This is a genomic window from Stenotrophomonas sp. FW305-3-2-15-E-LB1 (assembly GCF_058787375.1).
Genome location: NZ_JBYSZR010000049.1, coordinates 1 through 15,549, shown reverse-complemented (window position 1 = coordinate 15,549; position 15,549 = coordinate 1). Strand labels below are relative to the sequence as shown.

At 69.1% G+C, this 15,549-nt stretch carries 10 protein-coding genes; 6 read left to right on the top strand and 4 right to left on the bottom strand.

What is annotated here, in order from left to right; genetic code table 11:
• Nucleotides 1-166 precede the first annotated feature (166 nt).
• A complete protein-coding gene (locus tag AC3WL7_RS20995; RefSeq protein ID WP_079222875.1) occupies nucleotides 167-715 on the bottom strand; it encodes a Dps family protein in 549 nt (182 codons plus the stop codon).
• 86 nt (nucleotides 716-801) lie between these two features.
• On the opposite strand from AC3WL7_RS20995, the gene hrpA reads away from it, so the two are divergent.
• Nucleotides 802-4,884, top strand: coding sequence for an ATP-dependent RNA helicase HrpA (gene hrpA, locus AC3WL7_RS20990; protein ID WP_492752955.1), 4,083 nt, complete (start codon nucleotides 802-804; stop codon nucleotides 4,882-4,884).
• A gap of 94 nt (nucleotides 4,885-4,978) precedes the next feature.
• On the opposite strand, the gene AC3WL7_RS20985 is transcribed toward hrpA, so the two are convergent.
• From AC3WL7_RS20985 to pgaC, 3 genes are read right to left on the bottom strand one after another with little or no spacing between them, the layout of a single operon-like run.
• Complete coding sequence (locus AC3WL7_RS20985) at nucleotides 4,979-5,503, bottom strand: hypothetical protein (RefSeq protein WP_492752954.1); 525 nt, start codon at nucleotides 5,501-5,503, stop codon at nucleotides 4,979-4,981.
• Nucleotides 5,504-5,561: 58 nt separating this feature from the next.
• Entirely contained in the window at nucleotides 5,562-6,014 is a 453-nt protein-coding gene (gene pgaD / locus AC3WL7_RS20980; protein ID WP_492752953.1) for a poly-beta-1,6-N-acetyl-D-glucosamine biosynthesis protein PgaD, read from the bottom strand.
• Nucleotides 6,011-7,267 carry a poly-beta-1,6-N-acetyl-D-glucosamine synthase gene (pgaC, locus tag AC3WL7_RS20975; RefSeq protein ID WP_492752959.1) on the bottom strand — a complete coding sequence of 419 codons (1,257 nt, stop codon included), beginning with the start codon at nucleotides 7,265-7,267 and terminating at the stop codon, nucleotides 6,011-6,013. Before pgaC ends, pgaD begins: the two co-directional genes overlap by 4 nt.
• Before the next feature lie 242 nt (nucleotides 7,268-7,509).
• Here pgaC and AC3WL7_RS20970 point away from each other — a divergent pair, with 242 nt between their 5' ends.
• The 5 genes from AC3WL7_RS20970 to AC3WL7_RS20950 all read left to right on the top strand — a co-directional run bounded on the left by AC3WL7_RS20970 (nucleotide 7,510) and on the right by AC3WL7_RS20950 (nucleotide 15,384).
• Nucleotides 7,510-9,669, top strand: coding sequence for a RelA/SpoT family protein (locus tag AC3WL7_RS20970; protein ID WP_492752957.1), 2,160 nt, complete (start codon nucleotides 7,510-7,512; stop codon nucleotides 9,667-9,669).
• Between the two features lie 30 nt (nucleotides 9,670-9,699).
• A complete protein-coding gene (locus AC3WL7_RS20965; RefSeq protein ID WP_492752951.1) occupies nucleotides 9,700-11,271 on the top strand; it encodes a hypothetical protein in 1,572 nt (523 codons plus the stop codon).
• Between the two features lie 125 nt (nucleotides 11,272-11,396).
• Nucleotides 11,397-12,341 carry a glycosyltransferase family 2 protein gene (locus AC3WL7_RS20960; RefSeq protein WP_492752950.1) on the top strand — a complete coding sequence of 315 codons (945 nt, stop codon included), beginning with the start codon at nucleotides 11,397-11,399 and terminating at the stop codon, nucleotides 12,339-12,341.
• Between the two features lie 74 nt (nucleotides 12,342-12,415).
• Nucleotides 12,416-14,851, top strand: coding sequence for a penicillin-binding protein 1B (mrcB, locus tag AC3WL7_RS20955; protein ID WP_079222869.1), 2,436 nt, complete (start codon nucleotides 12,416-12,418; stop codon nucleotides 14,849-14,851).
• Complete coding sequence (locus AC3WL7_RS20950) at nucleotides 14,851-15,384, top strand: hypothetical protein (protein ID WP_492752948.1); 534 nt, start codon at nucleotides 14,851-14,853, stop codon at nucleotides 15,382-15,384. The genes mrcB and AC3WL7_RS20950 overlap by 1 nt, the downstream gene beginning before the upstream one ends.
• The last annotated feature ends 165 nt before the right edge of the window (nucleotides 15,385-15,549 follow it).

The following is a 15,549-nucleotide window of genomic DNA, read 5'->3' as shown; positions in this document are numbered from 1 at the left end:
GTGAGCGGCATGGATGCCGCGACCAAGCCCCCATGGACGGGTTTACGGCGTCCCCCTCAACCGGACCCACCCCGCCAACCCTCAGAAAACCAGCTTCTGCAGTTGCTTTCGCTCTGGCTTGAAGCAGGTGCAGGGCTGCAAGCCCTGCCGAAACGCCCCTCAACCCTTACTGGAGCAGCGAGCGCAGCATCCAGGCGTACTTCTCGTGGGTCTGCAGGCGCTGGGTCATCAGATCCTCGGTCGGGGCGTCGTCGGCGTCGTCCGCCACATCCAGCACTTCACGCGCCGTACGGCAGACCGCTTCGTTGGCGACCACCAACTGGCGTACCATTTCCCGCCAGTCCGCACTGTCGGTCAGGCCCGGCTCCTCGGCGATCGAGGTCAGCGCAGCAAATTCCCGGTAGGAGCCCGGGGCATTGAAACCCAGCGCACGGATACGCTCGGCCACGTCGTCCAGCGCCGCCCACTGCTCGGTGTACTGCGTCTCGAACATCGTGTGCAGCGAGTTGAACATCGAACCGGTCACGTTCCAGTGGAAGTTGTGGGTCTTCAGGTAGAGCGTGAACGCGTCAGCCTGGAACCGCGACAGACCGTCGGCGATCTTCTTGCGGTCGCCCTGGGTGATCCCGATATCGATGTTGGGTGCCGACGGTGCCGCCGCTGCAAGCTTCTGCTTGCCGGTCTTGGGCTTGGTCGTGCTCTTGGTCTTCGCCATGGGGTTCCTCCTTGTGGAATCGTTGGCCTTCACAGTAAATCAGTCTCGATGACTGGTCGCTTTCAAAGTTTTGAACGAACCGATTGATGAACGCTATCGATAAAAATCCGCCGCCCCGCCTGCGCCAACAGCGCGCCGCCATTGACGGCGCCATGAGCCGCGACCGGGGCCGTTTGCTGGGAATGCTCTCGCGTTGCCAGGCCAAGCCGCAGGATGCGGCGCTGGCCGCTACCTTCGAGCAGGCCTTGCAGGCGTCGGTGCAGCGCCGGCAGGTACGGGCGCAACAGCAGCCGGCCATTACTCTGGACCCGCAGCTGCCGATTGCGCGTGAAGCCGAGGCGATCATCGGCCTGATCCGCGACCACCAGGTGGTGGTGATTGCCGGCGAAACCGGCTCGGGCAAGACCACCCAGCTGCCGAAACTGTGCCTGGCCGCGGGCCGGGGCCAGGCCGGCATGATCGGCTGCACCCAGCCGCGACGGATTGCCGCACGTGCAGTGGCCAGCCGCGTGGCGCAGGAACTGCAGAGCGAGCTGGGCCAGCTGGTCGGCTACCAGGTGCGCTTCAACGACAAGGTCAGCGAAGACAGCCGTATCAAGTTCATGACCGACGGCATCCTGCTGGCGGAAATCGCCAGTGACCGCTGGTTGTCGAACTACGACACGATCATCGTCGACGAGGCGCACGAACGCAGCCTCAACATCGACTTCCTGCTGGGCTACCTGAAGCAGCTGCTGCGCAAGCGCCCGGACCTGAAGCTGATCGTCACCTCGGCCACCATCGACACCGAACGCTTCGCCCAGCATTTCGACAATGCGCCGGTGATCAGCGTGGAAGGCCGCACCTTCCCGGTGGAAGTGCGCTACCGCGCGCTGGAAGGCGAGGGCGAAGACCAGGGCGAGCGCACCGTCAACGATGCCATCGTGTCGGCCATCGACGAGATCACCCGCCTGGATTCGCGCGGCGACGTGCTGATCTTCCTGCCCGGCGAACGCGAGATCCGCGACGCGCACCAGTCGCTGGAGCGGCGCAAGTACCGCAACACCGAGGTGCTGCCGCTGTACGCGCGGTTGTCCAACCAGGACCAGGACCGGGTGTTCAACCCCGGCCCGAACCGGCGCATCGTGCTGGCCACGAATGTGGCGGAAACCTCGCTGACGGTGCCGCGCATCCGGTACGTGGTCGACCCGGGCTTTGCCCGCGTCAAGCGCTACAGCCCGCGCAACAAGCTGGACCGCCTGCACATCGAGCCGATCTCGCAGGCCAGCGCCAACCAGCGCAAGGGCCGCTGCGGGCGTATCGCCGAGGGCATCTGCTACCGCCTGTACGCCGAGGCTGATTTCCAGGCCCGGCCGGAGTTCACCGATCCGGAAATCCGCCGCTCCAGCCTGGCCGGGGTGATCCTGCGCATGCTGCAGCTGGGCCTGGGCCGCATCGAGGACTTCCCGTTCCTGGAAGCGCCGGACGAACGTGCGGTGGCCGACGGTTGGCAGCAGCTGACCGAGCTGGGCGCGATCGATGCCGAGCGACGCATGACCACCATCGGCAAGCAGATGGCACGCCTGCCGGTGGACGTGAAGCTGGCGCGCATGCTGGTGGCCGCGCAGGCTGCCGGCTGCCTGCGGCCGATGCTGGTGATCGCCTCGTTCCTGGGCATCCAGGACCCGCGCGAGCGCCCGCCCGAGGCCCGCGGTGCGGCCGACAGCGCGCATGCGCAGTTCGCCGATGGCCGCTCCGAATTCGTCGGTGTGCTGCGGCTGTGGGATGCCTACCGGCAGGCCCACGAAGACCTGACCCAATCCAAGCTGCGCGACTGGTGCGGGCGCCACTTCCTCGGTTTCCTGCGCATGCGCGAATGGCGCGAGCTGCACCGCCAGCTGCGCCTGCTCTGCGAAGAACTGGGCTGGAAGGAAGAAACCAGCGATGCCTCGATGGCACCGTTGCTGGCCGGCAGCAGTGCGCCGGCACCGGCGCGTGACGATGCGGCGGCGGTGAAGGCCACCCGTGGCCAGTTGCACCGCGCCGCGCGCCTGGCCCGCGAAGGCAAGGCCGAAACCGCGCCGGCCCCGGTGGCCGTGCGCGCACAGAAGGAACAGGCCCCCGCCGGGGGCGGTTTCAGCGAACGCGTACGTGCGGCCGCCTACCAGACCCTGCACCGCGCACTGGTGGCAGGCCTGCCGACGCAGATCGGCCATCGCACCGAGAAGGGCGATTTCCAGGCCCCGCGCCAGCGCCGCTTCCTGCCGTTCCCGGGCTCGACGTTGTCCAAGCGTCCGCCGCCGTGGCTGCTGGTGGCCAACCTGCTGGATACACAGAAGGTGTGGGGCATGACCCTGGCTGCGATCGAGCCGGACTGGGTGATCGCCGAGCTGCCGCACCTGCTGCTGCGCAAGCACTTCGACCCGCACTGGTCGCGCGCGCAGGGCCAGGTGCTGGCGTCCGAGCAGATCAGCCTGTTCGGCCTGGTGCTGGCACCGAAGAAGCCGGTGCACTACGGGCGCATCGAGCCCGGCGAAGCGCACGACATCTTCGTGCGGCAGGCGCTGGTGACCGGCGAGATCAACACCCGCGCCAGTTTCGTGGCTGACAACCAGAAGGTGCTGGAACTGGCCCGCGAGGAAGAGGCCAAGCTGCGCCGTGCCGGCATCGTCGCCGACGAGGACTGGCAGGCGCGCTGGTACCTGGACCGGGTGCCGCCGCAGATCCATTCGGCCGCTGGCCTGGATACCTGGTGGAAAGCACTGCCGCCGGAACAGCGCAGGACGCTGCACTGGTCGCTGGTCGACCTGCTGCCCGGCGAAGGCAGCGAGCAGGAGCGTTACCCCAAGTACCTGCCGCTGGGACAGGCGCGCCTGCCGCTGCATTACCGCTTCGAGCCGGGCGCCGACGACGACGGCGTGACCCTGGACGTGCCGCTGCACCTGCTCAATGCACTGGACCCGGTGCAGCTGGGCTGGCTGGCGCCGGGCTTCGTGGCAGACAAGGCCTCGGCGCTGATCCGCAGCCTGCCCAAGGCGATGCGCCGCAACTACGTGCCGGCACCGGATTTCGGCCGCGCCTTCTTCGAGGCGTTCCCGCAGCCCAGCGCCGATGCCATCAGCGGTGAACTGGCGCGCTTCCTGTCACGCGCGACCGGCGCGACGGTGACCGCGCTTGATTTCGAGCCCGGTTCGATCGAGCCGCACCTGCACATGAACCTGCGCCTGCGCGATGAGCACGGCAAGGTGCTGGCGACCTCGCGTGACCTCGATGCGCTGCGTGCGACGTTCGGTGGCCGTGCCGGTGATGCCTTTGCTGCGCGCGCCGGCCGCGAGATGGCGGCCGATGGGCTGCGCACGTTCCCGGCCACGCCGATTCCGCTTCAGGTACCGGGCGAAGCCGGCGTGCCGGCCTATCCGGCGCTGCTGGACGAGGGTGACAGCGTGGCGCTGCGCATCTTCGCCGACCGCCAGCAGGCACAGGAGGCCCATCCGCTGGGCGTGCGCCGTCTGCTGGAGATCGCCCTGGCGGAGAAAGTGAAGCAGGCGCGCAAGCAGCTGCCGGTCGCGCCCAAGACCGGCCTGCTGTATGCGGCCATCGAATCGCAGGAACGCCTGCGTGGCGACCTCGTTGATGCGGCGATGAACGCCGTGCTGGCCGAAGGGCTGGAGGACATCCGCGATGCGGCGGCGTTCGAGCAGCGTCGCGACCACGCGGCCAAGGCGCTGTTCGGCGAGGCGATGTCGCGGCTGAAGCTGGCCGAGACGATCCTGGCGCTGGTGGCGGAACTGAAGCCGCTGCTGGAAGCACCGCTGATGGGCTGGGCGCGTGGCAACCTGGACGACATGGAAGCGCAGCTGGTGGGCCTGATCCATCCCGGCTTCCTGCGCGATACCCCGGCCGACGCGTTGGCGCAGTACCCGCGCTACCTGAAGGCGATGATCCTGCGCACTGAACGCGCCAAGCGCGATCCGCCACGCGACCAGGCGCGCATGCTGGAACTGCATCCGTTCCTGGACGCCCTGCGTGCCGGTGATGAGCAGGGCCTGCGTGAGCGCCCGCAATGGCAGGCGCTGCGCTGGGACCTGGAAGAGCTGCGGGTATCGCTGTTCGCGCAGGAACTGGGTGCGCGCACCGGCATCTCGGCCAAGAAACTGGCACAGCGGGTGACCGCGCTGCGCCAGGCGTGAATCCTGACCTGTAGAGCCGAGCCCACGCTCGGCTGCCTTTCGATGCATCGCAATCAGCCGAGCGTGGGCTCGGCTCTACAGCAAGGTCACGATGTTATTTGGTGCGGCGCACCTTGGCCTGGGTGTTCACGCCTTCCACCTTCATGTACCACACGCCCATCATGCCGGGCGAGATGCTGACCTTGGGCGACGTGCGGCGCACGCCGCTCAGGCTGGTGGCATCGGTCTGTTCCCACACCTGGCCGTTGTCCAGGGTGTAGATGCGGCCCTTGCCGAAGCCGCGGAACTCGCCCTGCAGCACGCCGGTGACCGGTTCATTGCTGCCGAAATCGAAGAACCCACGGTTCTTGACGATCACTTCCTGGCGGCCCTCTTCGCGCGCGACTTCGCGCACGGCGGCCACGGCCTGGGTGGTGGCCGCTTCGACCTTGCCCTGCAGCCAGCGGTTGAGCGTGGCCAGTTCGGTGGCACTGAGCTTGTCCAGGCCGGCGGCCTTGAACTCAGCCTGGGTCATCTGTGCCTGCAGGTCGCCATCGACAACCCGTTGGGCCAGGGCCGGCATCGCGGCAGTACACAGAACAAGGGCGACGCAGAGCGGGCGCAGCAGGCGCAGGGACATGGCGTTTCTCCTGGAGGTGGCCCGAGTGTAGAGCAGGCCACGCCAGGCGGCACCTGCCCTACGGCCCACGCGGTGTCCGCCAGGCTTTCACCGGCCGCGCCTGCTCATCCATGCGCACGGTCACCACCCGGTGCCGGCGCAGGGTATGCATCACCTGGGCGGGGGCCTGCAGCCGTTCCCGCACTGCCGCGTCGGCCACGTCCGAGCGGCGCAGGCGGCGGTCGGCGTCGGTGAAACGGGCACGGTTGTATTCGGCCCAGCCGATCAGCAGCAGCCCGCACAGCAGCGCGATGATCGGCAGCGCGGCGAGAATGAAGGGGTCGACCGCGTTGCGCTGCAGGTACAGCCGGTCCCAGCCCGCCTGCAGGCCCAGGACCCAGGCGACCAGCGTGACCAGCGGCACCCACAGCCAGGCGTAGGCCGACCACGCCAGCAGGGTGGCGGCGCGCTGCAGGGCGCGTTGCTGGCGTGCCAGCCGTTCCGGCCGCACGATCACCGGAGGCGGCGTCATGACACCCCCCGGTCCGGACTGATCCAGCGTGCGCGGCGTTGCTGCCGCCAGGAGAGCAAGGTGCGCGGCAGCGCCACCACGGCGGCGGCCATGCCGATGGTCCAGAAGGCCAGCGGATACCAGATGACCCAGTAGAACTGGCGCGCCAGGCCGCGTTCGTAGCGGTGTTCGATCAGCAGGCTGGTGCCGAACTGCAGCAGGCACACCAGGGCCAGCACGACGCCGTGCCAGCGCGGCAGCAGCGTATCCACGTAGAGCGCGCGGGGCAGGGGCACCACCTTGCCGAGCAGCCACAGCAGCACGATGACCAGCATGGTGTAGGCCCAGGCCAGGCTCAGGGCGTATTCCAGCAGTACGCCCCACATCCGCCGCCGCCGCCACGACAGCACCCTGCGCCCGTGCTGCAGCAGGACTTCCACGCCGCCACGTGCCCAGCGCAGGCGCTGCCGCCACAGGCCGCGCAGGGTTTCAGGCATCAGCACCCAGCACAGCGCGCTGGGTTCGTAGCGGATGTCCCAGCCATCCAGTTGCAGGCGCCAGGAGATGTCGATGTCTTCGGTGACCATGCGGTCGTTCCAGAAGCCCACCCGGTGCAGCGCGGTGCGGCGGAACGCGCAGATGGCACCGGACAGGGTGAACAGCCGGCCGTAGACGCGCTGGGCGCGCTTGATCAGGCCGATGATGGCCGAGAACTCGCCCACCTGCATGCGGGCCAGCAGGGTGGTGCGGTTGCGTACGCGCGGGTTGCCGGTGACCGCGCCAACCCGCGGCCCATCGATCAGGTGGCCCACCATCCAGCGCGTGGCATGCGGGTCCAGCAGCACATCGGCATCCACGCAGACCAGGTATTCCGAACGCGCGGCCAGTGCACCGATGCGCAGCGCGTTGGCCTTGCCCTGGTTCTGTTCCAGGTGCACCACGCGCAGGTTCGGGAACTGCGGCAGCAGGCTCTCCAGCACGGTGGCGCTGTCATCGCTGCTGCCATCGTTGATGGCGATGATTTCCAGCCGCGGGTAGATCTGGGCGGCGATCGCGTGGATCGTGTCTGCGATGTGCCGCGCCTCGTTGAAGCAGGGCACCAGCACGCTGACCGGCGGTTGGCTGCGCAGTGGCGGGGGCGCGTCAGGGAGCGGCGCACCGCGTTCGCGGCGCAGGTAGTAGTAGATGCCACCGACCATCCAAAAAAAGGCCATCACGACCGGATAGAAGAAGGCGAAGTTGAACAGCAGCGTGACGAGTGAAACGTTTTCCATCCACGACATCGGCACTCCCCGCAGGCACGCTGCGGCACACCACCGCAACGGGCTCGACCATGCCCAGCCGTTTGTAAACCCGGCGTGGTTGTCTGAACCATCCAGTCAGGAAGCAGGGCGCCGCGCCCGCCGCCACGGGCGTGCGCCGGCATGAACACATGAGCGTCGATGAAGGCGCTGGCGATTGTTCCTGAACGGGCGGAGCGTTACCGTAGAGCCCTCTGTCTTTGATGTCCGATGCTGTGAACCGCGCGTCTGCCCCCGGCCTGGAAGCCTTGTTGAACCGTCCCTCGGCAGCGGTGCTGCCCGCGCCGCTGCGCGAAGCCCTGCTGCAGTGGTGGGACGCTGCCGATACCTCGCATGAGATGCGTGGCAGCAGCCTGTCGATATTGGCCGATACGCTGGACGCACTGGCCCTGCTGTCGGCCGACGAAGGCGCGGTGCTGGCCGCCCTGCTGTTCGACCTGCCGGGCCTGCGCGCGCACCTGGACGCGCTGCCGCTGGGCAGCCACAAGGCCGCGGTGGCCGGCCTGCTGGACGGCCAGGACGCGGCCGATCCGGTCTGGGCACTGCATGCCGGCCGAGAAGCCGGGCGCAACAGCGAAGGCCTGCGCCGGTTGCTGCTGGCCATCATCCACGACCTGCGGGTGGTGCCGATCCTGCTGGCCCGCCAGCTGGCGCGCATGCGTGCGGCCGACAAGCTGGATGAGGAGCAGCGCCGCGCGCTGGCCCAGCTGACCCGTGACATCCATGCCCCGCTGGCCAACCGCCTGGGTATCTGGCAGTTGAAGTGGGAGCTGGAGGACCTGGCGTTCCGCCACCTGGAGCCGGACACCTACCGCCGCATCGCGCGCGAAGTGGACGAAACGCGCATCGCCCGCGAACGCTACGTCGAGCACGTCAAGAAGACGCTGTCGCGCGAACTGGCCGCGCAGGGCATCCACGCTGAAGTGAGCGGGCGCCCCAAGCACATCTACAGCATCTGGCGGAAGATGCAGAAGAAGCGGCTGGCCTTCGACCAGCTGTACGACATCCGTGCGGTGCGGGTGATGGTGGACGATGTGGCCGCCTGCTACGCCGCGCTGGGCGTGGTGCACGCACTGTGGGCACCGGTGCCCAGCGAGTTCGATGACTACATCGCCCGCCCCAAGGCCAACGACTACCGTTCGCTGCATACCGCCGTGGTCGGCCCGGAAGGGCGCACCATTGAAGTGCAGATCCGCACCCATGACATGCACGCGCAGGCCGAGCTGGGCGTGGCCGCGCACTGGAAGTACAAGGAAGGCAGCAAGGGCGCGGAAAAAGCCTTTGACCGCAAGATCACCTGGATGCGGCAGCTGCTGGAGCAGGCGCAGGAGGGGCAGGGCAACGAACTGGCCGGCGCGCTGGATGCCGAGCTGACCGAAGACCGGGTCTACGCGCTGAGCCCCAAGGATGAGGTGCTGGACCTGCCGCAGGGCGCCACGCCGCTCGATTTCGCCTACCAGGTGCACACCATGGTGGGCCACCGCTGCCGGGGCGCCAAGGTCAATGGCCGCATCGTGCCGCTCACCTACCGCCTGCGTAGCGGCGACCGCGTGGAGATCCTGACCGGCAAGGAGGCCGATCCCCGCCGTGACTGGCTGATGCCGGCACTGGGCTTCCTGGCCAGCAACCGCTCGCGCGAAAAGGTGCGCAGCTGGTTCCACAAGCTTGACCGCGCACGCAACGTGCAGGCCGGCCGCGAGCTGCTGGAGCGCGAGCTGAAGCGGCTGGGCCTGCAGCATTCGGACCTGGCAGCGGCAGCGAAGAAGTTCCATGCCGACAGCATCGACGACCTGTACATCCAGGTGGCGCTGGGCGATACCGGCCCCAACCAGGTCAGCCGCGCGCTGCTGGAAGCCGAGCGTGCGGCCAGCCAGCCGGCGCCTGCGCCGACCCTGCCGCGGCCGACCGCGCGCCGCGAGAAGCTGGGCAATTCCAAGTTCACCGTGCAGGGCGTGGGCAACCTGCTGGTGCAGTTGGCGCGCTGCTGCCAGCCGGTGGCGGGCGAGCCCATCGTCGGCTACCTGACCCGTAGCCGGGGTGTCACCGTGCATCGTGCAGACTGCGCGGCGCTGGCACGGCTTGCCGCCGCCAGCCCGCAGCGCATCCTGCCGGTGGAATGGGGCCAGGCCGGCGGCGGCTACGAAGTGGACGTGGTGGTCAGCGCGGTCGACCGCCGCTGGCTGCTGAAGGACATCACCAACCTGATCGCACAGGAAGACGCGTACGTGCTCGACATCCACAGCGACAACGTGCGCAACAGCGGCCGCGCGCACCTGCGCCTGCGCCTGAAGGTGACCGATTACGGCCAGCTGTCGAACCTGCTGGGCAAGCTGGATGCACTGCCGGGCGTGAGCGAGGCGCGTCGTCTGGGCTGAGCTTCACGCTGCCCCGACTACCCTGCACGCATGGAACGCGAGCCCCTGCATCGCCGCCACGGCGCCGACCACCCCGCGCTGGACCGCGTTCGCCGCGAGGGGCGCTGGTGGTGGCTGCAGGCGCGCCATGCGCGCCGGGTCTGGCGCTGGGCATTGCTGGCGGCAGTGGTGGTGTTCGTGGCGCTGGTGCTGCTGCGCAGGCCGCTGGCGGACTGGTTCTGGGACGAGCCGCAGATCGAACAGCTGCTGGCCGAGGGCGACCGTGCGCTGGCTGCGGGGCGCTTGAGCGCCGACGACGGCAGCGGCGCACGCGAACGCTACCAGGCCGCGCTGGCCCTCGATGGTGACCGCCTGCAGGCGCGACAGGGCCTGGCACGCACGGGGGCGGCGGCATTGCGGCAGGCCGGCGAGCGGCTGCAGGCCGATGACCTGGACGGCAGTGCAAAGGCGCTGGCCCTGGCCCGCGAACTGCAGGTGCCGCAGGGCCAGGCCGATGCCGTGGCGCAGCAGCTGCAGGCACGGCGCAGTGCAGGTGCCGGTATCGGCGCATTGCTGGCACAGGCGCGCAATGCCTTCGCGGCCGGCCGCCTGGATGACGGCGACAGCAGCGCACTGCCGTTGTTCCAGCGCATCCTGGCCCTGCAGCCGGACAACCTGCCGGCGCTGGAAGGGCGTGAGGATGCGCTGAGTGACCTGCTGCAGCGTGCACGGGCGCTGGCCGCACGCGGCGAGCTGGCGCAGGCCGCGGCGCTGCTGCAGCGGGCGCGACAGTTTGATGCCGGGCACAGCGATCTGCCGGCCAGCCAGGAAGCGCTGGCACGAGCGCTGGATCAGCGCCTGCGGCAGGGCCAGCGCGCGCTGAAACAACAGAAGCTGGAGGCCGCGGCCGACGCCTTCGAGGCGGTGCTGGCGGTGGCGGCCGATGATCCCAATGCGCTGCGCGGCCGCGAGCAGAGTGCGCAGGCACTGCTGGCGCGCAGCCAGCGCCACGCTGCCGACTTCCAGTTCGAAGCGGCCGAGGCCGACCGTGCGCGGGCCGCTGCGCTGGGTGCATCGCAGGCGGCCGTGCAGCAGGCCGCGCAGCGCATCCAGCGTGCGCAGCAGGCCCGGCAGGCGCAGCAGCAACCCACCTTGAGCGCGGCCCAGCGCGAGCGGCAGCTGCGCGACCGCCTGCGCCAGATCGACCGCGCCGAGCGCGAAGGGCGCTGGATCAGCCCGCCCGGGCACAGCGCGTTCGACGCACTGCGCGAGGCGCAGTCACTGGCCCCGCGCGATGCCCGCGTCAGGGCGGCCGCGGCGCGCCTGTTGCCGGCCAGCCGGCAGTGTTTCGATGACAACCTGCGGCAGAACCGGGTACAGGCTGCGGGCGCCTGCCTGCAGGCGTGGCAGACGCTGGCGCCGACCGCACCGGGCCTGCCGTCGGCACGGGTGCGGCTGGCGCAGCGCTGGCTGGCCATCGGCAGCGAGCGCCTGGGCCGCGGCGATGTGGCCTTCGCCGAGGCCGCCGTGGCCCAGGTACGCCAGCTGCAGCCGGACCTGCCGGAACTGGCCGCGTTCGAACAGCGCCTGCGGCAGGTAGGGGCGGAATCCTGGCGGCGCTGACCCTGCGCCGTGGAGGGGAGTCGGGTATAGTCCAGCGGCTCCAACTTCCCCCGTCTGGCCATGTCCCGCGTAGCGTCTGAAGTAACTGTCGGCTGGAGCATGGTGCCGGCGATGCGGTGGGCCCGATGATCCAGCAATCACCTACGAGCCTGTCCGCCACCGACGCGTCCCGCGTCTGTGCAGTGATCGTCACTTACGGACCGGACCCGGTGCTGTTGCAGCGCGTGGTCGACAGCGTGCTGCAGCAGGTCGGCCACCTGGTCGTGTTCGACAATGGCAGTGGCGATGTCGATGTCACCGCGATCCTGGGCGACAGGGCCGGCGTCACCCTGGTGGCGTCGCCCCGCAACGTAGGGCTCGGCTGCGCGCTGAACCGCGCGTACGAAACGGCCGACGCACTGGGCTTCGACCACGTGCTGTTGATGGACCAGGACAGTGTGCTGGCGCCGGGCATGGTCGATGTGTTGTGGACGGCGCTGATCGAGCTGGCGCAGGCCGGGCCGGTGGCTGCGGTCGGGCCGCAGTTCCGCGATTCGCGCAGTGGCGTGCTGGCACCGTTCGTGCGTTTCGGCTTTCCGCTCAACCACAAGCTGCGCGGTGGTCCGGGGCAGCGCGTGTCGTGCGACTTCCTCATCACCTCCGGCTCGCTGGTGCCGATGAAGGCGCTGCAGGCCATCGGCCCGATGGACGAGGGGCTGTTCATCGACAACCTCGACATGGACTGGTGTTTCCGCGCCAAGCGCGCCGGCTATGCGCTGTACGGCATCTGCGACGCGCAGATGAGCCACAGCATCGGCGAGGAGCTGCTGCCTTCGCGCGCGAAGGCGGACGGGGTGATCGTGCACAAGCCGTTCAGGCTGTACTTCATCATGCGCAACCGGGTGCTGCTGTACGCCCGCGCCTACACCCCGCGCGTATGGATCGCCCAGGACATTCCGCGGCTGCTGCTGAAGCTGGTGGGCAATGGCCTGTTCCTGGCCCCGCGCCGGGTTCGACTGCGGTTCATGTTGAAGGGCCTGTGGGACGGCGTGCGGGGCGTGACGGGCGGGCTGCCACCGGGCAGTCGCTGAACAGGCCCGATTCCAGACCTTTCCTGCGGGAAGGGCTGGGGTAGACTCGCCTGACCCTACATTCCCGCATTCCCGTGCCCCGACGCTACGATTCCGACGACATCGACGATTCCGACGACGACCTGCAGGACTCCGGACCGCTGTGGCGCCGCCGGCTGATCACCTGGACCATGGCGGCAGTCGCGCTGGGACTGGGTTTCCTGATCCCCTATACGCTGTACCTGAACCAGCAGGTCACCCAGCGTTTCGGCGAGCTGCGCTGGCAGATTCCGACCCGTGTCTACGCGCGCCCGCTGGTGCTGGTGCCCGGCAAGGCCATGGACGCGGCCACGCTGAAGACCGAACTGGCCGCCTCGGCCTACCGTGATGATGGACAGGGCAAGGACCCGGCCACCTACGCGGTGCAGGGCGGGCGCTTCACCATCTCCAGCCGCGGCTACAACGATGTCGATGGCCACGTCGCCGCCAAGCGGGTGGAACTGTCGCTGTCCGGTGGCAGCATCGCCTCGCTGCGTGATGCCGATTCGCGCAAGGCGCTGAAAGCGGCCCGCCTCGATCCGGCCCGCATCGCCACGCTGTACGGGCAGAAGCAGGAAGAGCGCCGCCTGATCCGCATGAACGAAGCGCCGGACCTGCTGGTGACCGGCCTGCAGGCGGTGGAGGACAAGGACTTCAACCGCCATCACGGCATCGACCTGTCCGGCATCGCGCGTGCGGTGTGGGTGACCATCCGTTCCGGTGGCCAGAGCCGCCAGGGCGCATCCACGCTCACCCAGCAGCTTGCCCGCAGCGGCCTGCTCGGCATCGGCAAGGAGCAGACCCTCACCCGCAAGTTCAATGAAGTGCTGTATGCGCTGATCATGGAAGCGCGCTACGACAAGCGCACCATTTTCGAGGCATACCTGAACCAGGTGTACCTGGGCCAGCGCGGCAGCCAGGCGATCCACGGCATGTCTTCCGGCGCCGAGTTCTGGTTCGGCCGCGACCTGTCCTCGCTGGACACCGAGCACATCGCGCTGCTGATCGGCCTGGTCAAGGGCCCGTCCTACTACGATCCGCGACGCAACCCGGAACGGGCGACCGACCGCCGCAACTTCGTGCTGGGCAAGCTGCACGAAGCAACGCTGATCGACGACGCCGAGTACCAGCGTGCGTTGAAAGCACCGCTGGGCGTACCCAAGAGCCCGGGCCTGGTGGCGGCCAACCGCTTCCCGGCCTACGTCGACCTGGTGCGCCGCCAGCTTGGTCATGACTACCCCGAATCGGCCCTGCAGGGCGCCGGCCTGAGCGTGATGTCCGGCATGTCGCCGTCCGCGCAGGCCTACGCGGAAGGCGCGGTGACCCGCACCATCAAGTCGCTGGAAAGCAAGCGTCGCCCCGAGCTGCAGGCCGGCCTGGTGATGACCGACGTGCACAACGGCGACGTGGTGGCGGTGATCGGCAGCCGCGAGGTATCCGAAGTCGGCTTCAACCGCGCGATCGAGGCACAGCGCCCGGTGGGCTCGCTGCTGAAGCCGTTCGTGTACCTGCTGGCCCTGGCCCAGCCCAACCGCTATTCGCTGGCCAGCTGGGTGGACGACTCGCCGGTGACGGTGCAGCTCGGCCGCGGCCGCAACTGGAGCCCGGGCAACGCGGACAACCGCAGCCACGGCACGGTGCGCCTGATCGATGCGCTGGCCCATTCCTACAACCAGGCCACGGTGCGCGTGGGCATGGACGTGGGCCCGGAGCGGGTGACCCAGCTGATCCACGTGCTGGCCGGCATCAAGGCCGATCCCAATCCGGCGGTGATCCTCGGCTCGACCGACCAGAGCCCGTATGCGATGGCCCAGCTGTACCAGTTCCTGGCCTCCGGCGGCGAGATCCAGCCGCTGCATGCCGTGCGTGGCGTGCTTGATCCGCAGGGCAAGCTGCTCAAGCGCTATGACAAGACCCCGGCACCGGCCCAGGAAGGCGATTCGATTGCCGCCAACCTGATCAGCATCGGCCTGCAGCAGGTGGTGGCCAGCGGCACCGCGCAGCGCCTGAACGCCGATGGCCTGGGCCGCCTGCAGCCGGCCGGCAAGACCGGTACCACCAACGATGGCCGCGACAGCTGGTATGCCGGTTACACCGGCGACCACCTGGCGGTGATCTGGATGGGCAACGACCAGAACGAGCAGGCTGGCCTGTACGGCGCCACCGGCTCGATGCGGGTCTGGTCGGGCATCTTCCAGCGCCTGCCGAGTGCGCCGCTGAAGGTCAGCAACAAGGGCCTGGACTGGCAGTCGGTGGCTGGCACCGGTACCAACAGCACCGATGAAGGCTGCCCCGACGCCCGTCGTTTCCCGTTCGTGGTCGGCTACGCGCCGGCCTACGCGCCCTGCGCCCCGGCCGCATTGCCGGAGGAGCAGGGAGGCGAGAGCGAAGGCGGCGGCTGGCGCAGCTGGTTCGGCCTGGACCGCAAGCAGGAACCGCCGGCCGAGCCGGCGGCAGCGCCTGCCACCGCCACTCCTCCTCCCAGCCGGTGATGCCGATGACCCTTCGTTCCCTGTATCCGCTGCTGGCCGTGACCGGCCTGAGCCTGGCGCTGGCCGCCTGCGTGAGCAGCCCGCCGCCGGCCGCCAAGCCGGTGGTCACGACCACGCCGGCGCAGCGCCTGGCCGCCGTGGAAGCGGCCGCGGGCCCGGACGACAAGGAACTGTCGGTGCAGCCGCTGCGTGATCCGCAGGTGGAAGACCTGCGCCAGACCGCGCTGGCCCAGCGCCAGGGCAACGATCTGGCAGCGGCCGCGGGCAGCCTGGACCAGGCGTTGCAGATCGTGGCCGGCGACCCGGCGGTGCTGCAGGAACGCGCGGAGATCGCGCTGCTGCAGGGCCAGTGGGCCGAGGCGGAGGCCTTCGCGCGCAAGGCGGTGGACCTGGGGTCGAAGACGGGCCCGCTGTGCCGCCGGCACTGGGCGACGATCGAGCAGTCCCGCCTGGCGCGCGGCGAGAAGGAGAATGCGGTGTCGGCGCATTCGCAGATTGAAGGGTGCACGGTACCGGGGATCAAGCGGTACTGAGGTTCCAGCCAACGGCGCAGCCCCTCGTGGCTGGCGGGTCGGTAGAGTCGACTGTTAGTCGACTGGCCTTGCGAGGTGGGCCGGGCGGGTGGGCTGCGCAGGGGACGCTGCAAGTACGTCCATGTAAGCTCGGTCGCCGCATCCATGCGGCTCACGCCCCTGCGC